The 23,536-nt window shown below is 73.7% G+C and carries 24 protein-coding genes; 13 read left to right on the top strand and 11 right to left on the bottom strand.

Annotated elements, in window-relative coordinates; all coding sequences use genetic code 11:
* Positions 1 to 62 precede the first annotated feature (62 nt).
* From AC07AL_RS14965 to AC07AL_RS14945, 5 genes are all read left to right on the top strand, one after another.
* Positions 63 to 671 carry a TetR/AcrR family transcriptional regulator C-terminal domain-containing protein gene (locus AC07AL_RS14965; RefSeq protein ID WP_363585199.1) on the top strand — a complete coding sequence of 203 codons (609 nt, stop codon included), beginning with the start codon at positions 63 to 65 and terminating at the stop codon, positions 669 to 671.
* 667 nt (positions 672 to 1,338) lie between these two features.
* Positions 1,339 to 1,722, top strand: a complete 384-nt coding sequence (locus AC07AL_RS14960; RefSeq protein ID WP_063350270.1) for a hypothetical protein — start codon at positions 1,339 to 1,341, stop codon at positions 1,720 to 1,722.
* Between the two features lie 88 nt (positions 1,723 to 1,810).
* Entirely contained in the window at positions 1,811 to 2,851 is a 1,041-nt protein-coding gene (locus AC07AL_RS14955) for a hypothetical protein (RefSeq protein WP_478317612.1), read from the top strand.
* Between the two features lie 82 nt (positions 2,852 to 2,933).
* On the top strand, positions 2,934 to 3,329 hold the full coding sequence (locus AC07AL_RS14950; RefSeq protein WP_350879110.1) for a roadblock/LC7 domain-containing protein: 396 nt from the start codon (positions 2,934 to 2,936) through the stop codon (positions 3,327 to 3,329).
* A gap of 93 nt (positions 3,330 to 3,422) precedes the next feature.
* On the top strand, positions 3,423 to 3,797 hold the full coding sequence (locus AC07AL_RS14945; RefSeq protein ID WP_063350272.1) for a hypothetical protein: 375 nt from the start codon (positions 3,423 to 3,425) through the stop codon (positions 3,795 to 3,797).
* A gap of 88 nt (positions 3,798 to 3,885) precedes the next feature.
* On the opposite strand, the gene AC07AL_RS14940 is transcribed toward AC07AL_RS14945, so the two are convergent.
* From AC07AL_RS14940 to AC07AL_RS14910, 7 genes are all read right to left on the bottom strand, one after another.
* Positions 3,886 to 4,302, bottom strand: a complete 417-nt coding sequence (locus AC07AL_RS14940; RefSeq protein ID WP_363620949.1) for a DUF6188 family protein — start codon at positions 4,300 to 4,302, stop codon at positions 3,886 to 3,888.
* Between the two features lie 161 nt (positions 4,303 to 4,463).
* Positions 4,464 to 5,591 carry an NUDIX hydrolase gene (locus tag AC07AL_RS14935; protein ID WP_363585192.1) on the bottom strand — a complete coding sequence of 376 codons (1,128 nt, stop codon included), beginning with the start codon at positions 5,589 to 5,591 and terminating at the stop codon, positions 4,464 to 4,466.
* A 108-nt stretch (positions 5,592 to 5,699) separates the two neighbouring features.
* Positions 5,700 to 6,581 (bottom strand): SGNH/GDSL hydrolase family protein, encoded by an 882-nt coding sequence (locus tag AC07AL_RS14930; protein ID WP_363585966.1) that lies wholly within the window; start codon positions 6,579 to 6,581, stop codon positions 5,700 to 5,702.
* Positions 6,556 to 7,752: a glycosyltransferase gene (locus tag AC07AL_RS14925; RefSeq protein ID WP_363585967.1), complete on the bottom strand. Its 1,197-nt coding sequence runs from the start codon at positions 7,750 to 7,752 to the stop codon at positions 6,556 to 6,558. The genes AC07AL_RS14930 and AC07AL_RS14925 overlap by 26 nt, the downstream gene beginning before the upstream one ends.
* Entirely contained in the window at positions 7,749 to 8,966 is a 1,218-nt protein-coding gene (locus AC07AL_RS14920; RefSeq protein WP_363585968.1) for a glycosyltransferase family 4 protein, read from the bottom strand. Before AC07AL_RS14920 ends, AC07AL_RS14925 begins: the two co-directional genes overlap by 4 nt.
* A gap of 193 nt (positions 8,967 to 9,159) precedes the next feature.
* On the bottom strand, positions 9,160 to 9,348 hold the full coding sequence (locus AC07AL_RS14915) for a YegP family protein (RefSeq protein WP_063350276.1): 189 nt from the start codon (positions 9,346 to 9,348) through the stop codon (positions 9,160 to 9,162).
* Positions 9,349 to 9,674: 326 nt separating this feature from the next.
* Positions 9,675 to 10,508, bottom strand: a complete 834-nt coding sequence (locus AC07AL_RS14910; RefSeq protein WP_478317611.1) for a helix-turn-helix transcriptional regulator — start codon at positions 10,506 to 10,508, stop codon at positions 9,675 to 9,677.
* A gap of 142 nt (positions 10,509 to 10,650) precedes the next feature.
* Between AC07AL_RS14910 and AC07AL_RS14905 the strand changes: the two genes are divergently transcribed.
* On the top strand, positions 10,651 to 10,917 hold the full coding sequence (locus AC07AL_RS14905) for an Atu4866 domain-containing protein (protein WP_478317610.1): 267 nt from the start codon (positions 10,651 to 10,653) through the stop codon (positions 10,915 to 10,917).
* Entirely contained in the window at positions 10,914 to 11,648 is a 735-nt protein-coding gene (locus AC07AL_RS14900) for an SDR family oxidoreductase (protein ID WP_363585971.1), read from the top strand. The genes AC07AL_RS14905 and AC07AL_RS14900 overlap by 4 nt, the downstream gene beginning before the upstream one ends.
* Positions 11,649 to 12,096: 448 nt before the next feature.
* On the opposite strand, the gene AC07AL_RS14895 is transcribed toward AC07AL_RS14900, so the two are convergent.
* Positions 12,097 to 13,809 carry a serine/threonine-protein kinase gene (locus AC07AL_RS14895; RefSeq protein WP_478317609.1) on the bottom strand — a complete coding sequence of 571 codons (1,713 nt, stop codon included), beginning with the start codon at positions 13,807 to 13,809 and terminating at the stop codon, positions 12,097 to 12,099.
* A 141-nt stretch (positions 13,810 to 13,950) separates the two neighbouring features.
* Here AC07AL_RS14895 and AC07AL_RS14890 point away from each other — a divergent pair, with 141 nt between their 5' ends.
* Complete coding sequence (locus AC07AL_RS14890) at positions 13,951 to 14,745, top strand: FHA domain-containing protein (protein ID WP_363585973.1); 795 nt, start codon at positions 13,951 to 13,953, stop codon at positions 14,743 to 14,745.
* On the opposite strand, the gene AC07AL_RS14885 is transcribed toward AC07AL_RS14890, so the two are convergent.
* The 3 genes from AC07AL_RS14885 to AC07AL_RS14875 all read right to left on the bottom strand — a co-directional run bounded on the left by AC07AL_RS14885 (position 14,736) and on the right by AC07AL_RS14875 (position 18,427).
* Positions 14,736 to 14,987 carry a hypothetical protein gene (locus tag AC07AL_RS14885; protein ID WP_478317608.1) on the bottom strand — a complete coding sequence of 84 codons (252 nt, stop codon included), beginning with the start codon at positions 14,985 to 14,987 and terminating at the stop codon, positions 14,736 to 14,738. The two genes, AC07AL_RS14890 and AC07AL_RS14885, sit on opposite strands and share 10 nt — an antisense overlap.
* Before the next feature lie 32 nt (positions 14,988 to 15,019).
* On the bottom strand, positions 15,020 to 17,611 hold the full coding sequence (locus tag AC07AL_RS14880; protein WP_478317607.1) for an ATP-binding protein: 2,592 nt from the start codon (positions 17,609 to 17,611) through the stop codon (positions 15,020 to 15,022).
* 81 nt (positions 17,612 to 17,692) lie between these two features.
* The gene (locus AC07AL_RS14875; protein ID WP_400807683.1) at positions 17,693 to 18,427 is read right to left on the bottom strand and encodes a Crp/Fnr family transcriptional regulator; all 735 of its coding nucleotides are present in this window, start codon (positions 18,425 to 18,427) and stop codon (positions 17,693 to 17,695) included.
* A gap of 173 nt (positions 18,428 to 18,600) precedes the next feature.
* Here AC07AL_RS14875 and AC07AL_RS14870 point away from each other — a divergent pair, with 173 nt between their 5' ends.
* The 5 genes from AC07AL_RS14870 to AC07AL_RS14850 are packed head-to-tail and all read left to right on the top strand — an operon-like array spanning position 18,601 to position 22,776.
* On the top strand, positions 18,601 to 19,344 hold the full coding sequence (locus AC07AL_RS14870) for a hypothetical protein (RefSeq protein WP_400807685.1): 744 nt from the start codon (positions 18,601 to 18,603) through the stop codon (positions 19,342 to 19,344).
* Between the two features lie 7 nt (positions 19,345 to 19,351).
* Positions 19,352 to 19,768, top strand: coding sequence for a hypothetical protein (locus AC07AL_RS14865; RefSeq protein WP_478317606.1), 417 nt, complete (start codon positions 19,352 to 19,354; stop codon positions 19,766 to 19,768).
* Entirely contained in the window at positions 19,765 to 20,967 is a 1,203-nt protein-coding gene (locus AC07AL_RS14860) for a protein phosphatase 2C domain-containing protein (protein ID WP_478317605.1), read from the top strand. The genes AC07AL_RS14865 and AC07AL_RS14860 overlap by 4 nt, the downstream gene beginning before the upstream one ends.
* Positions 20,964 to 22,109, top strand: a complete 1,146-nt coding sequence (locus AC07AL_RS14855; protein WP_478317604.1) for a hypothetical protein — start codon at positions 20,964 to 20,966, stop codon at positions 22,107 to 22,109. Before AC07AL_RS14860 ends, AC07AL_RS14855 begins: the two co-directional genes overlap by 4 nt.
* Positions 22,110 to 22,125: 16 nt before the next feature.
* A complete protein-coding gene (locus AC07AL_RS14850; RefSeq protein WP_478317603.1) occupies positions 22,126 to 22,776 on the top strand; it encodes a vWA domain-containing protein in 651 nt (216 codons plus the stop codon).
* The last annotated feature ends 760 nt before the right edge of the window (positions 22,777 to 23,536 follow it).

The raw sequence follows: 23,536 nt of genomic DNA, 5'->3' as shown, positions 1-23,536 counted from the left end.
AGGACTCCCCGAGGGCCCCCGAAGGACTCCCCGAAGGACTCCCCGAAAGACGAGGAACCGGCATGGCCAGGCCGCGCACACCCCTGCTGGACCGGCAGCGCATCGTCGACACCGCGCTGCGGCTGGTCGACGAGGCGGGCGACCTCACCATCCCCGGCCTCGCCGGCGCCCTCAAGGTCAGCCCCTCCGCGCTCTACCACCACGTCGCCGGCCGGGCCGAGATCGTCGCCCTGATGCGCGCCGAACTCGTCCGCACCATCGGCGAGCAGTCGATGTGGGACCAGCCCTGGGACGCGGCGCTGCGCACCTGGGCGCACGCCTACCGGGACGCCTTCGCCGAACACCCCGGCATCGTGCGCCTGCTCGCCACCGCCCCGCTCGCCGAACCGTTCATGCACGCGCTGTACGAGCGCGCCGTCGCCACCCTGGAGGGCGCGGGCTTCGCCGCACGGGATGTGATGGGCGTGATCACCGCCCTGGAGAGCTTCATCCTCGGCTCCGCCCTCGACCTGGTCGCCCCGGACGTCATGGTCGACGCCGTCGACCGTGACGCCACCCCGCGCCTGGCCGACGCCCTCGATGCCGTCCCCGCCGGCCGCGAACGCGCCGACCGGGCCTTCGAGCTGGGCCTCACCGCCCTGATCGCGGGTTACCGGGCGCTGCTGCCCTGACCGCCCTCCGTGCCGGGGCTGTCGGGGTCGCCGCGCCGGGGTTGGGTCGCCGCCGTTCCGCCGGGTCCGGTCCCGTTCCTCCCTCCGGTTTCTGAGCAGGCGTGATGACCTGCTAATGTTCTTCTCGTCGGGAGGGAAACAACCTCCCGAACAGGCGTCAGCGGTGCTACCAGAGCACGTCCTACTTTCAGTAGGAAGAGTCCGTGCGACCCGGGCCTGGCGCTCCACCCGAAGGGGCTCGTTCCGTCCAGCGGAACGGGCCCCTTCGTCATGCCCGGGGCTCCTTCGTCATGCCCGAGGGCCCCGGCGGCAGTCGGGCGGCGACCCGGTGGTGTAGACCTGCTCGCCCGGTCCTTCTACCGCATGACGGCGGTCGAAACCCTGCCGTGCGGCCGGTTCTCGGCCAAGCTCCCCTGCCAGGTGGTCGGCGGGTGGCGGTGGACTGCGGGCCGCGACCGTCCCCGGGCCAGCGGGTTCGCCCGGCGGCGATGGCTGACGCCTCGTCATACCTTGGCCGGAAGTGGATGCTACTGATGTGAATATGCCATTGGAATGTTCGTCATATGGAATCCGGCAGTAGCCTTCCGTGTCGAGCCCGCCACTGCTGGTGGCGGCCCGGCCGTGCCGTGCTGCGCCCGGCTGCCCAGACCCCCTCGAAGGAGCCGGTGTGCCGGGTATCGACGAATGCCTCGCCGGAGCGATGTCGATCTCCGGGGCACGCTCCGCGAGCCTGGTCGACTGGAGCAGCGGACTCGCGCTCGGCAGCCTCGGCGAGTGCCCGACCGGCGACCACGAGACCGCGGCCGCCGAGACAACCGACTTGGTACGGGCGGCCGTTGAGAGCCAGACCTTCACCGGGGCGGAGGACCGGCGGTCGCCGTTACAGGACGTCATCGTCACCGCCGGCCGCAGCTACCACCTCATCTGCTTCATCGACACCGTCTTCGACAGCCGCCTCGTCCTCCACCTCTGGCTCGACCGCGCCCAGGGCAACCTCGCCGCCGCCCGCTACCGCCTCCAGGCACTCGCCGAGGAACTGGTGCTGGGGTGAGCGGGACGCCCACCGCGGCCATCGGGTTTCGGCCAGCACGCCGGACGGGTCGCCCCCGCCGCCCGCGCTCCACCGGCCGGTGGCCCCGATGACCGCCGCGCCCGCCGCCGTCCGCCCGCCCGCACCGCCGCAGACCCCCGGCGAGGCCCTCGGCCTGCTCGCCGCCCGCCGCGCCACCGGCGCCCTGTGCGGCCCGCTCGGCAGCCTGCACCTCGTCGACGGCCAGGTGGCCCACGCCGACTCCCCGCGCGCGCCCGGCCTGGCCGAACTGCTCACCGGCTGCGGCCGGATCACCCCCGGGCAGTGGACGGAGCTGCTCCGGCTCCACGGCCCGCGCGCCCGGGTCGGTGAGGCCCTGGTCGAACGGCGGCTGCTCACCCGGGGCGAGCTCGAACTCGGCCACCTGGGCACGCTCTTCGACGCCGCGTTCTTCGTCCTCGCCGACCGGACCGGCGGCGTCTGGCGGTTCGAGCCCGACGCCCGGCACTGGCTGGGCCCGGTGGCCACGGTCGACCCCGGCCGGCTGCGCCGCGAGGTCGAGCGCCGGGGCCGGCTGCTGGAACGGATCTGGCCCTGGCCGCAGCTCGACACCGCGCCGGTCCGCCCGGTGGTGCCGGTCCCACGGCCGTCGAACCGCCCGCCCGGCCGCCGCCGGCGCGAACTGCTGGACCACGCCGACGGCCGAAGAACCCCGGCGGACCTCGCGCGCCTGCTCGGCCGGTCCGGCTTCGGCGTCACGGCGGACGTCCGCCGCCTGGCCGCCGCCGGGCTGCTCGCCGCCCCGCGGCACGCCGCACCGGCGGTGGCACCGAGCGCTGCGACATCAGTGGCACCCGCGACATCCGTGGCACCCGCGACGCCCGTGGCACCTGGGGCACCGAGGCCCGCGACGCCCGTCGCGGAAGCCGAGGCGCCGGCCCCCGAGGCGTCGGCCCCCGCCCGCCCGCCGGGAGGCCTGCACCGCCGGGTCCCCGGCGCCACCCTCACCGGCGCCACGCCGTCCGGTCCCGTGGCCCCCACCCACTCCGATCACCCGCCCACCACGGCCACGGCCCACCCGCTGGCCGTCCCCGACCCGGACATCGCGCTGCTGACCCGGGTCCGAACCCTTCTGGAGGCCCGACTTTGAACCACTCTCCACCCGCGACCCCGCCGTCCCGGCCATGAGGCGGGCGCTCAAGCAGCGTGTCGGAAGGAGACAACTGATCGCCTTGGAGACCGAACTGCTCGCCGAGCTCCGCGCCGTCAAGCAGCGCGTCCCGCACCTCGCGGGTGGCCTGGTGGCCAGCGTGGACGGCCTGTTGGTCGCGCACGACACCCACGGGGCGGAACCCTCCGGCCTGGCCGCGATGACGGCGGCCTCGCTGTCGCTGGCCCAGCGGCTCGCCGACACCACCGGCCAGGGCGAGTTCCGCGAGTCGCTGGTGCGCGGCGAGCACGGCTACGTCGCCACCTACGCGGCCGGGGGCAGTTGCGTGCTGGCCCTGCTGGCGCACCCGGACGTCAATGTCGGCCGGCTGCACCTGGAGGCCCGCCGCTCGGCCCAGCGGATCGCCGGGCTGCTCAGCGACAGCCTCCTGCCCAAGGACCCCCGCGACCCGGCCTGACCGGCCTGACCGGTCAGGCCCCCGGCCCGACCGCACCTACCACCCCAGCACACCAGCACACCACCACACCACCACCGAAAGGGAGTTACCCAGATGACCGACGCAGCCGGCGCGCTCAAGCAGGCCATGACCAGCATCGAGGGCGCCATCGGCGCGGCACTCGTGGACTACAACAGCGGCATGGCGCTCGCCACCCTCGACGGCCCCGGCGGGCTGGACCTCAACGTGGCCGCGGCGGGGAACACGGACGTGGTTCGCGCCAAGATGCGCACCATGGACATGCTCGGCCTACAGGACGGGATCGAGGACATCCTGATCACCCTCAGCAGCCAGTACCACCTGATCCGGCCGCTCGCCGGCCGCACCGGCAAGGGCCTCTTCCTCTACCTGGCGCTGGACAAGGCGCGGGCCAACCTGGCGATGGCCCGCCACCAGCTCACCAGGATCGAGGCCGACCTGGAGGTCTGACAGGCCGGACAGCTCGGACAGCTCGGACAGGCGGACAGGCGGACAGGCCGGAGAGTCCGACCGGACGACGCGTCGGCCCGGCGTCGGCTCAGGCCGCGCCGGGCGCCGTCCACCGGACCTCGCCGCCCGGCAGCCCCGCGCACATCGCCCCCTCCGCGGTCTCCACGCTCCACGGCGCGAGCTGCGCGTGCGGCGGGACGGACAGCGCGCCGCCCTCCGCGAAGGCCAGCTCCAGGCCGCCGGCGAGGGTGATCTCGGCGGTGTCGACGGTCCGGCCGACGAGCGCGAGCAGGGTGCCGGTCGGGCGGATGGTCAGCGCCGGAAAGTAGTGCTCGACCTCCGCCGGGGCGGTGAAGGAGGGCGCGGCGAGGCGGAACTCGTGCGCCACCCGGACGGTCACCGGCCCGTCGAGGGTGAGGTCCAGCCGGTCGCCGCCGCTGACCGACGCCACTCGCCGGCCGGCCAGCGCCTCCGTGATCCCGTGCTGCGTGATCCCGTTCTGCATGGCCCCAGTGTGACCCACCCGACCCGGCCCTGTCCGCCCTGCCCGGCAGCCCCGTCCGACCAGCCGGTTCGACCAGCCCACCCGGCCGGTCCCCCCGACTCGTCCTCCTGAACCCTCCTGAACCCTCCTGAGCTCGCCCGGCCCGCCCGGCCCGCCCGCCGCTACCCGGCGGTGCGTCCGCGCACCAGCTCGGCCGGCCCGCCCGCCCGCTCCCGCGCGGCCAGCGCGGCGGCCGTCCGGGCCCAGGACGGGCCGGTCAGCAGCGCCCGTGCCTCGGCGGGGCCGCAGAGCCGCCACTCCACCAGCTCCTCCTCCGGCAGCGCGATCGAACCGAGCATCCGCTCCGTCACCGTGCCCCCGTCGAACACGGACACCAGCACGGCGGTGTCCCGCCCGGTCGCCGGGTCGGCCTCCGGGTCGGCGGCCGATCCGGGCTGCCAGTCCAGCGCCAGCAGCCGCCCCGGTTCGACCTCCCAGCCGAGTTCCTCGCGGATCTCGCGCCGGACGGCCGCCCGGGGCAGTTCCCGGTCCGCCTCGATCCCGCCGCCCGGCAGCGTCCAGTACGGCACCCGGCCGCGCGGCCCGTCCCACGGCCGCAGCCGGACCAGCAGGACCCGCCCGGCGTCGTCGGTGAACAGGGCCCGGGCTTTGGCCCGGATCCGCGGGCGGGTGGCGATGTAGGTGGCCCGGTCCATCGGCGGCTCGTACCCGGGCCCCGCCGCCGGCCCGCCGGGGGCGGGGCCCAGGGCGGTGACCCCGGCCAGCCCGGTGTACGCGGGCGGCGGTTCGTCCGCCGGCAGGTGGTCGAGGGTGTGCCCCACGGGCCTGCTGTCCTCCAGCTCCAGCGGACCGGCCGACCGCGGCGCCCGCAGGCAGGCCGTGACCCGGCGGGACAGCAGGGGCGGCAGCGCGTGGCCCGCCTGGTCCGGGGTCAGCCAGGCCCAGCCGCCGACCTCCGCCGCGTCCGGCCGGATCGCCGCGGCCTGTTCGGCGGTGAGTGGCTGCGCCCAGTACAGGTACGCGGCGATCGGCGGCCGGAAGTGGTCGAGCGTCCAGTCGACGCAGGCCAGCGGCCCCAGCCGGGGCGTGAACCCGAGTTCCTCCACCACCTCGCGCAGCGCGGTCTCCCGTGGGGACCGGTCCTGCGGCTCCCACCCGCCGCCCGGGATCGCCACCGGATGCTTCCGGTCGTACGGCAACCGCACCACCAGCACCCGCCCCCGCCCGTCCGGGAACAGCACCCCCGCCGCCGCCAGCAACTCCCGCCCGCTCCCGGATGACGCGTCCACCGCTGCTCCCTCCGTCAGGCCCGGTTCGAAGGCCGTGTCCCCCCGACGACTCGGCGGACCCCTTTCATGGTTCCCCCCACGAGCCGTCCTAGCCGAGCCCTCGCCGCCTCACCCCAGTGACGCGAGGGCCTGCGCCGCCGCGCGGGCCATCTGCTCGTCGTGCCGCCCGTTGGACCCGCGCAGCCGGGCGATGCCTTCGGCCGCCGCCAGGGCGAGCAGTCCGGGCAGCAGGTCGGTGCTGCGGGCGGCCACCCAGCGGGTGCCCTGGGTGGCCATCCACCACAGGTCGGCGGCCCGGCCGGGTGGGGCCTCGGCGGGGGTGTCGACGGGCGGCGGGCCGAGGGGGTGGCCGGCGGCGGCGAGCAGCTCGTGGAACCCGCGGGCGATCAGGTGGTGGCCCTCGGCGCTGGGGTGCAGCCGGTCGACACTGAGCAGCCGACGCTGCGCGCACCAGGGCAGCTCGGCGATGTGCAGGTGCACCGCCCGGTGCCGGGCGGCGAGGGCGTGCACGACGGTGTTGACGGCCTGCATCCGCCGCGCCAGCGGTCGGGCCAGCGGCGCGGGCAGGCGGAGCAGGGTGCCCGGATCGGGCAGGCAGGCGGTCAGCAGGACGGCGCCGTGGCTGGAGAGTTCGCCCAGGGTGGCGTCCAGATCCAGGGTGGTGCGCCGGATGTCGAAGCCCGCCCGCAGGGTGTCGTTGCCGCCGACCACCACGGCCGCGAACCGCGGCCGTAGCGCCAACGCGGAAGGGAGTTGACGATTCGTCAGGTCGGTGGTCAGGGCGCCACTGCACGCCAGGTTGGTGAACTCGACGCCGCCCTCGGGTGCCAGCGACCGGGCCAGGACGGCGGCCCAGCCGCGCCATCCCTCACCGACCGGGTCCCCGACCCCTTCGGTCAGCGAGTCCCCGAGCGCGACGAACCGCACCGGCCCGCCGGTGACCGGCCGGCCGTCCGCGGACCGGTCACGCCCGGTGCCGAGCACGCTCATCCCAACCCTCCTCCACCGCGCCGGGGTTCCGCACGCCGTGGGCCGCGAGGAACGCGGCCACCGCGGCCGGCCAGCCGTACCGCTCGGCCCGGGCCCGGGCGCCGGCCCGCCGCGCCTGCTCCGGGCGCGCCAGCAACTCCCGTACCGCCGCGGCGAATCCGGCGCCGGTGTCGGCGGCGGCCACCCCGGCCAGGCCGATCAGCCCGGGCAGCGCGGAGGAGCGGCTGACCGCCACCGGTGTCCCGCAGGCCAGCGCCTCCAGCGCGGCGAGCCCGAAGGTCTCCACCGGCCCGGGCGCGAGCACCACGTCCGCGCAGCCCAGCAGCCGGGCCAGTTCCTCCCGCCGGCCCAGGTGCCCGAGGAGGCGCACCGGCAGCCGCAGCCGCTCCGCCCGGGCCGCCAGCCGGTCCCGCAGCGGTCCGGTCCCGGCCACCACCAGGACGGCCGGCAGCCCCCGGGCCCGCAGTGCGGCCAGCGCCTCGACCGCCCGCTCGGGCCGCTTCTCGGCCGAGAGCCGGGAGCAGAGCACCAGCAGCACGTCGTCCGGCCCGCAGTACCGCGCCCGCTCCCGGGCCCGCGCGGCCGGCGGCAGCGGGCGCATCGCGTCCAGGTCCACGCCGAGCGGGGCCCGGGCCAGGTTGGGCGCGCCGATCCGCCGGAACTCCGCCGCCGCCCAGTCGGTGGTGCAGAGCACCGCGTCGTACGTACGGGCCGTCGCCGCGTTGAGCCGGTCGGCGGCCGCGTCGGCGAGCGGGCGGGGCAGCCCCCAGGTGCGCAGCACCCCGACGGCGCTCTCGTGCGACACCATCACCGAGCGGACGCCGTGCCGCCGGGCCCAACTGCCGGTCCAGCGCAGCGTGGTGCGGTCGGACACCTCCAGCCGGTCGGGTTTCAGCCGGGTCAGTTCGGCGGCCACCGCCCGCCGGTCGGTGAGCACCCGGTAGCCGCCGCTGGCCGGCAGCACCGGCCCGGGCAGGGTGACCACCAGGCCCTGCTCGCCCTCCTCCTCGCTGCGCCGCTCCCCGGGCACGATCAGCACCGGCCGGTGCCCGGCGGCCAGATAGCCGGCACCGAGGTGGCGCAGCGCGGTGCGCAGGCCCCCGGAGACCGGGGTGACGAAGTTCGCGAGCCGCACGATGGTCAGCGGTTCGCGGTCGGCGGTGTCCGTCATGCCGGCAGCTCCTCCACGACGGCGACCGGCTCGACGACCGCCGGGGGAGCGGAAGGGGGAGCCACCGGTGTGCCGCGGTGCTCGGCGAGGACCTCCGAGTAGTGCCGCAGCAGCAGGTCGCCGACCGCCTCCCAGGTCCGCGCGGTCACCTCGGCCCGTCCGGCGCGCCCGTACGCGGCCCGCCGCCCGGGGTCGGCGGCCAGTTCCGCCACCGCCCGGGCCACCGCGGCGCCGTCCCGGGGCGGCACCAGCAGGCCCGTCCGGTGGTGCGCGACCAGGTCCAGCGGGCCGCCGGCGGCCGGGCCGATCACCGGCACGCCGCTCGCCATCGCCTCCTGGATGGTCTGGCAGAAGGTCTCCAGCGGGCCGGTGTGCACGAACACGTCCAGGGTCGCGAAACAGCGGGCCAGTTCCTCGCCGGTCCGGCGGCCGAGGAACACCGCGCCGGGCATCGAGGCCCGCAGCCCGGGCCCGGACGGCCCGTCCCCGATCACCACCACCCGCACCCCGGGCAGGGCCGACGCGGCGGCCAGCAGGTCGACCCGCTTCTCGGGCGCCAGCCGCCCGACGTACCCGACCAGCACCTCCCCGCCCGGGGCGAGCGCCCGGTGCAGCGCCTCGTCCCGGTGCCGGGGGTGGAACCGCGCCGAGTCCACCCCGCGCGGCCACAGCTGCACCCTGGGTACTCCGTGCGCGGTGAGGTCCTGGGCGGCGGGGGTGGACGGCGCCAGCGTCCGGGCCGCGGCCCGGTGCACGGCCCGGATCCGCCGCCAGGCGGCCGCCTCCCCGAGGCCCCGCCCGGCCCGGTAGGCGTGCGCGTACCCGGCGAGGTCGGTCTGGTAGACGGCCACGGCGGGGACGCCGAGGCGGGCCGCGACCTGCACCCCGCGCGCGCCGAGCACGAACGGGCTGGCCAGGTGCACGATGTCCGGCCGGTGCCCGGCGACGGCGGCCGCCAGCTGCCGGCTCGGCAGCGCGATCCGCACCTGCGGGTACCCGGGCAGCGGCACCGACGGAATGCGCACCACCGGCAGCTCCACCGCTTCGGAGCCGCCGAAGGTGTGCGGCGGGCACGCGGCGCCCCGCGCGGGTGCGGGGGTGACGACGAGTGGCTGGTGGCCCCGGCGGACCAGATGCTCGGCCGTCCGCAGCACGCTGTGGGCGACTCCGTTGACCTCGGGCGGAAAGGATTCGGTGACGATGACGACGCGCATGTCGGTGTTCTGTCCGCGCCCGGCGTGCACCCGGCCAAAGGGATCTGTCGTAGAAGCGAACGCGGGGGGGGGGGGTGTGTCGCCGCCCCCCCCCCCCCCCCCCCCCCCCCCCCTCCCCCCCCCCACCCCCCTCCCCCCCCCCCCCCCCCCCCCCCCCCCCCCCCCCCCCCCCCCGCTCCCGCACCGCGCCGCCTCAGTGCGACCCGGCAGCCTCCTTGAGCTCCGCGTACGGCGCGAGCTTGCGGAGCGACTCGATGCTCCTGAGGCACTCGTCCTTGCTCTCGTGCGGGTCCCCGGTGACGATGACCGTCCCGTTGCTCGCCTTGAGCCGGAAGCGGTGCATCCCGCTCTCGTCCTTGTACAGCTCGAATTTCCCGGCCATGCCAGTGACAGCCTTTCGCTCGATGGCCCCCTGGCACCGCACCGTAGGGCCAAATCCTCTGTGATGCTCGCTAGTTGACCCAGTCTGGTGGCGACCATTCGAGTTACGGAGTCGTGTGCTGCTTGGCCGCGGTGAGAGAAGCCGGTGCACACGGCGAGTTTTCTGTGGGAGTGGGCTTCGGGACTGACGGCGGCTGGTGGTTTCCTTTTGGGCGGGTGTCCGGTCCCGTACAGCCAGTCGCGGAGTCACGGAGAGTGAAGTGTGGCGCCGTGGACATCAGGCGAGTTGATCACTGCGCGCTCAACGCAGCTGACCGTCCTCACCGTTTACCCGGCGCCCCGGTTCAAGGTGGCGCGCAGGGACCCAAGCAGGCTGAGGGCCTGCGCGCTGGAACTGCCGGGCTCCGCCTGGTAGACGCTCAGCTGCTGGCCGGGAGCATCGCGCACGTCGAAGGCCTGGTAGGTGAGGATCAGTGGGCCGACGTCCGGGTGGAGGAGGTGCTTGGCCTCCTGGGTCTTGCCGCGCACCGCGTGGGCGTTCCACAGACGGGTGAAGTCCGTGCTGTGACCGGTGAGGGTGCGGACGAGGTCCCGCAGCCGGGGGCTGTCCGGGTCGAGCCCGGCCGCCTGCCGCAGGTGGCCCACGACGGCCTGGGCCGTGTGGCCCCACCGTTCGTGGAACTGCCGGCCCGCCGGGTCGAGGAAGGCCATCCGGGCGAGGTTGTCCATCCGCTCGAAGGGTGAGTGCAGGGCCTCGGCCAGGGCATTGGCCGCCAGGACGTCCAAAGTCCGGTTGATGACGAACGCCGGGGCGGCCGGGTAGCCGTCCAGCAACTGGCGCAGGGCGGGGCCGACCCGGTCCGTGGTGTGGGCGAACCGGCTGCTCGGCACCGTCCCCGCCAGCTGGTGCAGGTGCGCGTGCCCATCCGAGTCAAGCCGCAGGGCGCGGCCGAGCGCGTCGAGGACCTGGGCCGATGGGTGGCGTTCTCGCCCCTGTTCCAGGCGGGTGTAGTAATCCGCGTTCACCCCGGCCAGGACGGCGACCTCCTCCCGGCGCAGTCCGGCGACCCTGCGTACCCCGTGGCTCGCCACGCCGGCGTCCTGCGGCAGCAGGGCCGCACGGCGTGCGCGCAGGAACTCTCCCAGGTGGTTGTCGGTCACGCCCTCACCCTAGGCCGCGCCGGCGGTGCCTTGCCTGGGTGCACCGCGCCCAGGCAAGGCACGTCCTGGCCGGTCACCCGCGCCCCGCCCAGACTCGGTCGGGCGGAACGGATCCGCATCCATCGACGAAGGGAGTCCGTCCTTGACGGGCAGCACCGAGGAGGGCCGAGCCGACGTGGTCGGCTTGTGGGTGACGGCGGACGGTCACATCCGTCAGGAACTACGGGCGGACGGCCGATACGACGAGGCCCGCGGCCACCGCCGCAGCGCCTACACGGGCCGCTACACGGTCACCGGCCATCACATCGACTACGTCGACAACACCGGGTTCACCGCCACGGGTGACATCCGTGACGGAGTCCTCCACCACGAACACCTCGTGCTCCACCGGGAGGAGAAGCAGGCATGACGCAGACACCCAAGGTCGTACTGGTCACCGGAGCAAGCAGCGGGATCGGCGAGGCCACCGCGCGCAGCCTCGCCGCCGACGGCCACCGCCTGTTCCTCGGCGCACGGCGCACCGACCGCCTCGACGCGCTCACCGCGGAGCTCACCGCCGCAGGCGGCACCGCGGCGTTCCGGCGTCTCGACGTCACGGACGCCGCCGACGTCCAGGCCTTCGTGTCCGCCGCCCGTGAGCGCTACGGCCGGGTCGACGTCCTGGTCAACAACGCCGGAGTCATGCCGCTCTCGCCCCTGGAGGCCCTGAGAACGGACGAGTGGGACCGCATGATCGACGTGAACCTGCGGGGAGTCCTGCACGGCATCGCCGCCGCACTGCCCGTGATGCGGGCCCAGGGCGGCGGGCACTTCGTGAACATCGCGTCCGTCGGCGCGTACGAGGTCTCTCCCACCGCCGCCGTCTACTGCGCCACCAAGTTCGCCGTCCGCGCGATCTCCGAAGGGCTGCGCCAGGAGTCCACCGGAGACATCCGGGTCACCCTCGTCTCTCCAGGCGTGACCGAGTCCGAACTCGCCGAAGGCATCTCCGACCCCACCGCCAGGGAGGCCATGAGGGCGTACCGCGCAGTGGCACTGCCCGCCTCCGCCGTCGCGGAGGCCATCGCCTACGCCGTGTCCCAGTCCCGGCAGGTCGACGTCAACGAGCTCGTCGTCCGCCCCGCGGCGAGCGCCCAGTGACCGCCCACGGCTTCCCGTCGGTCGCGGTGCCGCGCTCGCCCCCTGATCAGGTGGCCGCCCCCGCCCGGCCGGTGACCGCCGACGCCACCGGTCTCCAGGCGAGCCGGCAGGTCGCTGGACCACGAGGCTCAGGTCGGCCGACGGGGACGATACGACCGACGATGATCTGCTGACGGCCCTGCACGGGTGGTGGCCTCTACAGCTGGAGTTCCGACCGTCCGGTGAAGCCTCTTCGGACAGTGGGATCACCGTTGGTGCGTCGTTCGGCCGTATGCCGGTCGTCGGGGTGACCCCGACGGCATCTGCGGATGCCGGCGAGAACTTACGAAGCAGATGTCGGCGGTTCGAAAGCGTCCGCGCCCACCCCGTGAACAGCTGAAACGCGTACTGCGGCCCAGGTCAGGAGCATGATCCCGCCCCGGGCCGCAGTCGTTCCGGCAGCCTCGTTTCACCGGCGGACCGGGGTGGTGCCGTTCATGCCGAAGCGAGCGGAGCACTGCTCGCCGGACCGGTTGTTCGCGTTCCAGACGCAGATCCACATCGTGTAGCCGATGTCTGGGACGAAGCTCGTCTTCGCGGCGCCCCAGGAGGCGCGGAAGGTGTACGTGATGCCGTCGCTGCGGGCGAGCTCGGCGACGCAGGTTTGGTTCAGGGAGGTGTTGAGCACGCCCGCGAGCGAGCCGGAGCCGTTGTCGTCCAGCCAGGCGGAACAGGCGGCGTCGGGGCCGAACCAACTGGTGTCCGCCTCGGAGCCCTTGACCTGTGCCGGGTCGTCGCTGCCGTTGATGCCGCTGATCGATGACGAGGTGGGGCTGGGGGCAGCCGCTGAGGGTGCGGCGGGGGCCGTGCTCGGTGGGGTGGCCGTGCCAGGTGGGGTGGTCGGGGGCTGGGTAGCGGGTTTGGCGGTGGCGAAGGTCGAGGGCCGCAGGCTCGGGGAGGGTGTCCGCGTGGTGCCGGCCGGGGCGGTTGAAGGCGGGGGAGAGGGTTCGGCGGTGGCGGTGGCGGAGATCGAGGTGCTCGGGCTCGCGGAGGGCCCGGGCGTCGCCCCGGCCAAGGGCTCGACGGCGACCGGCACGCCGCTGGACTCCTGCGCGTTGTGGTGCTGCGGGGAGGTGGACGGGCTGAGGGCGAACACCGCGACCGCGCCGAGGGCGGTCGCCGCGGCGATCGGCAACAGGAACAGGTGCTTGCGCGGGCGGTGAGGTGATGCCAGGGGTGCGGGCCCGACGTCAGGCTTCGGGTCCGTGCTCGTATCCGGTGGCGGGACGGTCTCCAGCTTGCCGACCGGCGTTTCGGCGAAGGCACGTCGAGCGTCGATGCGTGACATGACCTCGGGCGGCCAGGACGGGGGAGGGGCGAGCCGGTGCGTGCGCGTCGCCAGGACGATCTCGTCGGCGGTGGGGCGTGCTCCGGGGTCGGTGGCGAGACAGGGCCCGAGGAGGGCGGCGAGGTCGGCGTCCACGGCGCGCAGCGGCTCCACGTCGCAGGCGGCGCCGGGTGTGCGACCCGAGGCGGCGTAGAGCAGGAGCGCCGCGAGCGAGTAGACGTCCGCGGGCGCTGCCACGTCCTCGTCCCCGGCCTGCTGCTCCGGTGCCGAGAAGCCCTGTGTTCCGTAGCTGCCACCGATCCCGGTGAGCCTCGCCTGGTCCGCGGCGCGCGCGATGCCGAAGTCGATCAGCTTCACGCCGTCGCGTACCAGCATGACGTTGGCGGGCTTGATGTCGCGGTGCGCGATCTCGGACGCGTGTACGGCCCGCAGTTGAGCGGCTGTCTCGGCCAGCAGCAGCCACAGCGCCTCGGCGGGCAGCGGGCCGTGCAGCCGGACCGCCTCGTCCACCGTGAGCCCGGGGACGTACTCGGTGGCGAACCACGGGCGTTCCGGAGTGGCGTCGCTCGCCAGCACCCGCGGTCCGACTCCGAGCGGCACACGGTAGAGGATGCCGACCTCTCGGTCGAAGCGCTCGCTGGGGACCAGCCGCGGCCGGACGAGCTTGACAGCGGCGTAGCCCCTGTCCGAGACCCCGAGGTAGACCTCGCCCATGCCGCCGGTGCCGAGCAGGCCGATGATGCTGAAACGGCCGATCTCCTGCGGATCGCCCGGACCGAGTGGTTCGGCGACCATGCCGTCGATCGCGGCAGCTCGCCGGCTGATCTCGCTCACGGCGGGCAGGCTATCGAGCAAGTCCACTCCGGACAAGCGGAGTTGGTGGTTCCGCAGGCTCGACACGCCGCGTGCCCGCAGGAGGACTGGTCCTCTCGGTGCGCTCATACACTGGCGCGAGCCGAAGCGGAGGTATGTGAGATGGCGTACGAAAACTTCCCACCTCAGATGCTGCCGCCGGGCAGTCCTTCCGGCAGGGTGCCCTCGGCGCCACCGGGGACGATCTTCGTGCTCGGCCCGGAGGGCGGGTACGCCGTGCCGTCGCGCCGGTACACCCTGCTGTTCGGGCGCGACCGCGAGGACGTGCACGTACCGGTCGGTGTCGACGACCCGACCGTCAGCCGTCGGCACGGCGTCTTCACCTGCGCCGGCACCGATGGCGACTGGTGGCTGGTCAACACCGGCAGTCTGCCGATCGAATTGCCCGACGGCGTGCTGATGCTCACCAGCCACAAGCGGATCATCGGGCCCGGGTACACCCCGCTGGTGATCAACTCGTCCAAGCGGCGGTCCCACCTGGTGGAGGTCCGCGTCGTGGACGGGGATGACCTGCACCCCCGTTCCACGAGCGGCGCCGATACCGCGGCCCCCGAGACGGTCTACCTGCTCTCCCTACAGGAGCGGCTGGTGCTCACCGCGCTCGCCCGGCGCTACCTGGAGGGCCAGGACGCCTTCCCGCTCCCGTCGGCCTGGGAGGAGACCGCCCGGCTGGTCAACGCCTCGCCCCACGCGACCAAGTCCTGGACCCACAAGTCGGTCGCCAACACGGTCGAGGACGTGCGCGAACGGCTGCGCCGGCGGGGCGTGCGCGGACTGACGCGCGACGAGGTCGGCGAGCCGGTCGGCTCGACGCTCAGCGTCAACCTGATCAGGGAACTGCTGAAGACGGCGACGCTGAACGCCCAGGACCTGGAGCTGCTGGCCGATCAGGGCTGACGCGTTTCTCGGGCCTCCGTCTCGGGCGCGGCTTCGGCGTTGTGGTTGTAGGTGACGTGCATGGTGCCGTGTTCCACGGCGAAGACGGCTGACTGGTCCTCGGCCGAGTTCTGCTGGCGCGGTTGGGGCTGCGGCTGCTCGGGGTGATGCTTCGTGTTCGTCACGTGGTTGTTGTCGCCCACGATGAAGGTGCCGGAGACGTCTCCGGCGTGGATGGTGCCGGGGGTGGATTCCGCAGGCATGGTCGGCCTTTCCTGGTCGGTCTTGTGGCGGATTACCAGGCGATACAGTGGATCGCCAGACTCTGCCAGGCCGAGTTGTATGCCGAAGCCTGGCTGGCCGTGTTGTAGCCGGTGGTGAGATCGTTCCGAGCTGCGCGGAACTGGTTCTCCTCCTGCTGGCTAGCGGTCAGAAGGCCCTTGAGGTCGGATACCACGGATCCGTCCCGCGCTTGCGATAGGGCTCCCCGCAACGTGGACTCGCTGGCGCGCAGGTCTTTGAGGATGATGTCGATACGGGATTTCACCGTGCTGTCGTCGGGAACGGTGGAGGTCCGTCGAGAGTTGTACGCGGCTACGGCGTTGTTGTACGAGTCGAAGGCGCTGTGAACGGCGGTCAGGTCGGCGTTGTGCTGCCGGGTCTCTTTTCCCAATTCCGGTACCACCGTTGCGCACACGGGATCGACGGGGTCCGGCGTGACGTCGGGGGCAGGGACCGGCGGCTTGGGGGTGTAGACCTTCGGAGACGGGGCCGGCGGGGCGGGAGTGTAGACCGGCGGGGCGGGGGTGTAGACCCTCGGAGGCGGGGCCGGCGAGTAGGTGGGCTGGGCCGGCTTAGCCAGGTTCGACTGGTTCTGGGTGTAGACCATGGCGCCCACGCCGAGTACGGCTGCGGCACCGACCACGCAGGCGACGGCGAGGGCTGCTCCGCCCTTGGCGGCCGCTGCGCCGGCGGTGGTGACCGCGTGGCCCGTGCTGGACGTGGTGGTGGCGCTCGCGGCGTGCGTCGGCTGGGCGGCGGAGTGGTGCGCTCCCGAGAGGTCGATTCGCTGCGGCGCCGCCTGCGAGGGGGAGTGTGCGCCGGCCACATGGCCCCCGGCCGGGGGCTGCGGAGCGGAGTGGGACAGGTCGATCACCTGCGGTGTACCCGGCGGGTGCACGGGCGCCGGAGCGCCGGAGGCGGGGAGGGGGTGGGTGACGGTCGGTGGCTGGACGACCGGGTGGGTGACGGTCGGTGGTTGGACGACCGGGTGGGTGACGGTCGGTGGTTGGACGACCGGGTGGGTGACGGTCGGTGGTTGGACGACCGGGTGGGTGACCGTCGGCGGGCTGACCGCCGGGTGCGTGATCAGCGGGGACTGGCCGACGGCGTGTGCCGTGGTGGCCGGATCGATCGGCGGTACGGCGGTGATCGCCGTCGTGGCGGCCTGGTGGGCCACCGAGTGCGCTTGCAGGGCGGCGAGTTCCTGCCAGAGCACCCCCGCCTCCAGCACCAGGGCCGTCGTCAGTGCCGCCCGGCCGATCGCCTTGCGGCGGGTGCGCGCCTCCCCCAGGAAGAACTCCTCGCCCGCGCGGTCTCCCGCGCTCTTCGCGGCGGCCCAGCCGGCTCCGAGGAGGCTGCCCCACGCGTCGAACTGCCGGGAGAGCGCCAGTTTCGGCGAGGCGGCACGGGCCAACTCCACGCCGAGCTGCGCCTGTCCGCTCCTTTCCGCTCCCAGCACCGCGACGTCCAGGGCCTGGAAGTGGGCCGCGACCTCGTCCGGGGTGGTCTCCCGCGACTCGACCCACGTGGTGAGCGCCCGGCAGAGCGGCGCGGCGGGGAACTGCGTCATCCGGCTCTTGAGCACGCACTCGGCGACGTCCGGCGGACACCCGTAGCCGGTTTCCGAGGCGACCAGCAGGCCGTGCCGCACCAGTTCGCCGGCGAGCGCGTCGCTGTCCGTCCGACCGAGCAGGGCGTCGAGCTGCCGGGCGGCCAACTCGGCGCCCGACAGCGAGCCGAGCAGGTACAGCAGGTCGCGCTCCTCCGGCCGGAGCCTGTTGAGCAGCGCGGGAAGGAGCGCGGGGAGGTCGGCGATGCCCGGCAGGCCCTTGCCGGTCGCGGCCGACAGGGCGATGCGCCGCAGGCGGAGCGGATTGCCGTGCAGGGCGTCGCACAGCGCCGTCACGGTCCGCGCTTCGTCCGGCCGCAGCGCGCGGGCCAGGACCGTCTGCACCAGGACCACCCCTGCCGGGGCCGTCAGTCCGTCGAGTCGGATCGGGTGGACGCCGGTGACCGACGACCGGCGCTGCGAGGTGAAGACGAACGTGGAGTGCTCGGCCAGGTCGAAGAGCCGGTGCAGGTCCTTCTCGTCGAGCCCCGCGTCGTCCAGGTAGATCCGCAGCCGCAGGGTCTTCAGGTGCTCCTTCAGCACCTCCAGTGACGGCTTGTAGTTCGGCGCGTCGAAGCTGATGTCGAAGATCGCCTGCGCGAGGTCGTCGGCCGTCCGTCCGCCGGCTTCGATGTAGGCCGCGCCTTCGGGCCCGCGCGGCAAGGTGCGGGCGAGGTGGCGTAGCAGGGCACTCTTGCCGACCCCGGAGGCGCCCCAGATCTGCACCAACTGGCGTGCTCCGATGGCCTGTTGCAGTGCCTGGAGCTCCCGTTCCCGGCCGATCAGCGGATCGGCGGCGGAACGCGGCAGGTGGGAGATCGGCTGACGCTTGACCGGGTTCGGCGGAGGCCCCGCGTTCACGGTGATGGCCGAACCGTGTCCGGTTGTGATGTTCAGGTTGGTCACGGTGTTCCGGTTGCCGACGATCATCGTTCCGGACACGTCGCCCGCCCGGATGCGCGCGGAGCCGTCCGGAGCACCGTTGTTCTCTGGCATCTGTTTCTCCGGTCCTCTCCAACGCTCGGGTCCCGGCACTCGGTCATGCTGGCGCCGACCCGTCGTCGGAACCCGGCGCTTTTACCTGTTTGGTGAGATCGCCCGCGAACCGGCCGCTTCGGTCGCGGCGGCGATCCGGGCGAGGTGATCCAGGTCGAGGATCGTGATCCTGCGGTAGCCCGTGACGACCGCGCCCGACTCCCGCAGGGCCCGCAGGGCCTTGTGGATCGACGACTCCGCGGCGCCGACCAGCGTGGCCATCTCCGGCTGCGACAGCGGGAGATGGGCTTCCTTGCGGCCGGGGCGCCCGTAGGTGACGGCGAGGTGGTGCAGGATCCTGGCCAGCCGCCCGAGCACGTCGCAACCGGTGAAGTCGACGATCCGGCTGGTCGCCGTGCGCAGCTTGGCGACCACGCTCGCGTTGAGTGCGAGCCCGATGGCGGGGTGCTGCTTCGTGCACGCCAGCAGTTCGGTGGGCAGGATGTAGCGGGCCAGCACCCGGCCGCAGGCGGTCACGGTGCCGATGCGCGGCTGGCCGTCGATCCCGGCGAACTCCCCGACGAGGTCCCCGGCCATCCGTACGGCCAGCAGCGCGTCCCGACCGTCCTGGGCGTGGGCGGTGACCTTCACCGTGCCGCCGATCAGGAGCAGCGAGAAGTCCGAGGTGTCGGCCTCGCGGATGGTGATCTGACCGGCCGGGTAGACCACGCCGTGGCCGAGCCCCAGCAGGACTCGGCGATCGGCCTCGCCGACCCGGCCGAGCAGCCCGGTCGTCGGCCAGTAGGCCCCGGCTCCGCGCATCCGTGTGTTGCTCATCGGTCACTCCTCCTCCTCGTCCGGCCGAAGCCGGACAAGCCGTATTAGTAGCCGGTTTACCCGAGGACCCCTCCTCTACGTTCTGGTTAACCATCGTGTCGGCACCGGGAATTCGGCGCCGACGGCAGATCGATCTTCGAACTGCCGGCCCTCGTCGTGATCGCGGAGGGAATGTGAATCCGAGGTACGAGTACCGAGCTCTGCTGGCGTGCGACATCGCGGGTTCCGCGGGCCGCGGTCAGCAGCGGCTGCAGGAGATCCGCGGCGTGCTGCGGTCCGCGCTGTTCGGCGCCCTCGGCGTCGCGGAGTTGGACCGGCGGGACTTCGCGTACGTGGACACCGGCGACGGCTGCCGGCTCGTCGCCCCGGCCGGGTTGCCCAAGGCCGGACTGCTGGTCCCGCTGCTGCCGGAGCTGGGCTCGCGGATCCGCGAGCACAACCGGCACACCGGTCCGGACGCCCGGCTGCGGGTACGGGCCGCCGCGCACGCGGGGGAGGTCCGGGTCGATCCGGACGGCACCGTCTCCGGCACCCCGTTCGAGGCGCTCGCCCGGCTGCTCGACTCGCCCCCGCTGCGGCATGCGGCCCTGGACGGTCCGGACGGCACCCCGGTGGCCGCGATGCTTTCGCAGCACTACTACGAGGAGACGGTCGGGCACGGCTACGAGGGGCTCGAAGCCGACGCCTTCACCGCGGCCGAGGTCCGGGTCAAGGAGTACGCCGCACGGGCCTGGCTCTGGTACCCGGGCAGCCCGATCGGGCCGCACGGCGGTCCCGGCCCGGAGTCCGGCTCCCGCGAGCGGCCTGCGGAAGCCGAGCCGCGGTCCGTGGAGCAACCCGTCCGAGCCACGGGGAACGGCACGGTCTTCGCCGTCGGCCAAGGTGGCCAGTACATCCACTACAACGAACGGGGCTGAAGCGCCGATGAACCAGGAACTCGCCGAGCTGGCCGCGAGCGGAGCCACCGCTCTGGTGTCCGCGATGGGCACCGATCTGTGGAACGAGGCGAGGCGACTGATGAGCGGCGTCATCGCCCGGGCTCACGGCAGCCGCCGCAGGGAACTGTCCGCCGCGCTGGAGCGGGGGTCGACCGCCACGAGGGGAGCGGTCGACGCCGTGGCCGTGGACTTCTGGACCGAGGCCCTGTTCCAGTTGCTGGACCGGAACCCGGCTCTGGCCCAGGACGTCATAGCTCTGGCGACGCTGCGGACCGAGCAACGGCCGGACGTCGTGGTCCAGGTCAACTCCGCCACCGGTTCCGGCGACGTGTTCGCGGTGCAGCACGGTGACCAGCACTTCGCCTCCGGGCCGAGGTCCCGCGATCGTGAGGAACGGCCGTGAGCGGGGGCGACGGCCGGCGGGACGGCCTGACGGACGGCTGGGTGCGGGCGGGGCTGCTCGCAGCCGTCGTCATCGGGGCCTGCGCCGAGGTCGGCACGCCGCACCGGCACTACGGCTGGCTGGTGGACGCGTTCGCCCTCGCGGCGGTGGGCGTCGTCGGCGCGGCGGCCGCACTGGGGTCCGAGGCCGCCGCGACGCCCGCCCGGCAGCGGGACCGGCCTGAACGGGGGCCCCGGCCCGACGCGACGGCGCCGGTCTGCCGCTTTGTCGCGGCACCGGCGGTGTCGACGGCCCAGCCCGGCAGGCCCCGGCCGTTCCTGCGCGAGAGGCCGACCGACCTGAGCGTGCCCCGCTTCGGCGAAGGCGCGCGGGCACAGGGCTATCCCTGGCTGCTGCCGGAGCGCACGGTGCAGAACGGCATCGCCGCCGACGAAGCCACGGTCGGTGCCCTCACCATCCGCGCCGCCTCCGTCGTCGGGCCCGGCCACCGCTGCGGCCGGCCCGCCGAGCCGCGACAGGACTCGTACCGGATCGGGCGGAGCCCGGACAGCCGGTACGCGATCGTGGCCGTGGCCGACGGCCTGTCCAGCGCGGCCTGGTCCGACGTCGGGGCCACGGCGGCCTCCAGCCAGGCCGTCACCCTGCTGCGCGAGCAGATCGAGGCGGTCGGCTTCGACCGGCTCGACGTCAAGGCGCTGTTCGGGCGGGTCGCGGAATCGATCGCCGCGCACGCGGCCGGACGCGGCGTCGGCACCTCGCACCTGGCGACCGTGCTGATCACCGCGGTGATCGCCGAGCCGGACGCGAACGGCGTGGCGCGGGCATGGGTCGGCTGGCTCGGTGACAGTTCGGCCTGGACACTCGACCCGCGCGTCCCGCTGTGGCGGTTCTCCGCCGGCGAAGCCAAGGACCGCGCGGCCGTGGTGGTCTCGAACGAGGTCGCCGGCCGACTGCCGGACACGCCGCACCTGGCCGTGGACGGTTACGTCACCCTGGCGTCCGGTGCCGCCCTCGCCCTGGTCACGGACGGGATCGGCGACGCGTGGGCGGACCGGGCGGGCAACGTCAACGAGTACTTCGCGAACGCCTGGCGCTCGCCGGTCCCGGCCACCCGGTTCACCGCCGACGTGGGCTTCGACGCACCGCAGTGCCTCGACGACCGCACCGCCGTCGTGGTGTGGAACGGCAGCGGGACATGACCGACTCCGATCCCGTCGCCGGCGACGGCGCCCCGGCGGTGGACCCGCGGGGCTGGGCGTTGCCGAGGACCGTGGGCCTCGGCGATCTCGGACCGCTCGCCGAGCCGATCTCCGAACACAACGGCCAGGCCGTCGCCGTACGGCCGCTGACGGGCCATCCGGGCTGGCTGGCCAAGCTCTACCGGCCCGGCCTCCACCAGGAGGACGGCCGCCGGATCGACCTGCTGATCTCGGCTCCGGACACGCTGCCGGAGGCGGAGCGGGCGACCCTGTACGCCGGGACGTGCTGGCCCGCGGCCCGGATCCGCGAGCCCGGCAACCCGGCCGTCGGGTGCGTGATCCCGATGGCGCCCGAGCAGTACCGTTCCGAGCTGCGGCGCGGCAAGTTCAGCGAGCGCCGGTTCCTGGAGATCGACTGGCTGGCGAAGTCCGACGAGTCGATCCGGGGCGTCGGCCTGCCCTGTCCCGGATTCGAGGGCCGACTGACTGCCTGCCGTCAACTGACGGCGCTCGCCGCGATCCTGGAGGGCCTGGGCCTGGTCTACTCGGACTGGTCGTTCTCCAACGCCTTCTGGAGCCCGGAGGGGCGTTCCGTCTACCTGATCGACGTCGACGGCTGCCAGCCGAAGAAGATGCCCGACATCCACCAGCCGAACTGGGCCGACCCGCTCACGCCGCCGGGCTCCGACGCGGACCAGTACACCGACCGCTACCGGCTCGCCCTGCTCGTCGCCAAGTGCCTGACCGGCCGGCGCGACGCGAGCACCTTCCACGGCGTCGCCGCGTCCCACTGGCTGAACCAGCCCGCCGTGTCCGAGGTCCTGCTGGACATGCTGCTCGCGACCGACCGGGAGCGACGGCCCGCAGCCGCCCAGTTGAACCAGGCGCTGAACAACGGGCCCTACCTCAGGGCCGTGCCGCGTCCGACACGTACGCCGCTGCCCCAACTTCCCCCGAAGCAGCCGACGGTGGTGCTTCCGCGGCCCGCGCCGCACGCGATCCCGGAGCCCCCCACCGTCACCGTCACCCGCATCAGCACGGTCGAGGAGAAGAAGAAGCCCGCGACCGGCCCGTCCGCCAAGTGGATCTGGGTGCTCGCCTTCGTCGTGATCCTGGTCATCATCATCGCCTCCAACCACTAGCTCAGAGGTGCACACAATGTCACTCTGCCTGCCCACCTACGTGGTGATCGACGCCTCCTCGTCGATGAAGCCGCACGAGGCGGTGCTCAACGCGACCCTCTCGCGTCTGCACTACAACCTGGCGACGAATCCGCGCGTCTCGGAGTTCGCCAGGGTCAGCGTGGTCGCCTTCTCCACCGACGTGCACGTGGTGATCCCGATGTCGGACATGGAGCAGGTCCCGAGCATGCCCGAAGTGATCTGCGGCGGGGGCACCGAGTACGGCAAGGCCTTCGACCAGTTGCGGCAGAGCATCGAACAGGACGTGAGCAGCCTGCGGGCGCAGCAGTACAGCGTGCTGCGGCCGGCGATCTTCTTCCTGACCGACGGCGCCCCGACCGACGCGAAGTGGCGGGACTCCTTCCGCACGCTGGTGGACCGGAACTGGCCGCGCCACCCGCACGTGATCGCCTACGGCTTCGGCGCCGCCAGGCGCGACGTGCTGAAGGAGGTGGCGACCAAGGCGCTGTTCATCGCCGACGGTTCGGACACCGAGTCGGCGCTGAGCGGGGCGATCACCGGCCTGCTCAACACCCTGATCGCCTCCTCGCAAACCGGTCAGATGCACATCGCCACCGACGTCAAGGGCTTCGAGTACGTGCAGGTCGCCCAGGAATACGTGGACTGAGCGTGGACACCGACCCGCGAACCACGGCGCCCCGGGCGCTGCGGGCCTCCGCCGGGCTGTCCGTGCTGGCCGCGGTGCTGCTCGCCTGCGGCGGCGTGGTCGAGGTGGCGGGCCATCTCGGCGGCCCCTCGACGAACGAGGGCGGAGGCGCCTCGTACCCGGCGACGTCGGTGCCGGTACAACCGGCCCCGACCCCTGAGGCCTCCTCGCCCGCCGCGGTGCCGTCGCCGAGTTGCCCGCTCTCGGCCTCACCCACCCAGCTGCCCGAGCCGACGACCACCCCCACCACACCGGCGTCTCCTTCGGAGCATCCTCCAGGGAATGAGGCATCCCGGACGAGGACTCCTGTGACGAGGACTCCTGCGAGGAGGAATGCCGCCCCGTAGCCGCGATACCGGCGGGGCCACCGAGGGGCCGAGCAGCACGGGCAGCACGGGCAGCCGGCGGGCGGGCCGGGGAGTGGGCCGGGGAGTGGGGCGAGGGTGCCGCTGATGGTGGCGCCGTCACCCGAACGCAGTCGCTTCGGGTTCTCGTGGGCCCCGGAGTCGCCCGGAAGGCGGCTGCGGGGCGCCTCCTCAGGGCGGGCGCAGGCGGTGCCGGGGCCGCGTTCCGGCGGTTCCCGCGGGGCTCGACGCGGGGTCTCGCCTCTCGCCGCGGGGGGGGGGGGGGGCCCTCCCCGCCGGCCGGCTGCGCCATCCGGGTAGGCGTTGGCGGGGGGGGTCGGTGGCTGGGGAGGGGGTGTTAGGGGGGGGGGCGCGAG

It is taken from the genome of Kitasatospora sp. NPDC043949 (genome assembly GCF_056435365.1).
Note: the sequence above shows the minus strand (reverse complement) of the source record. Positions and strands in the feature narration are given on the sequence as shown.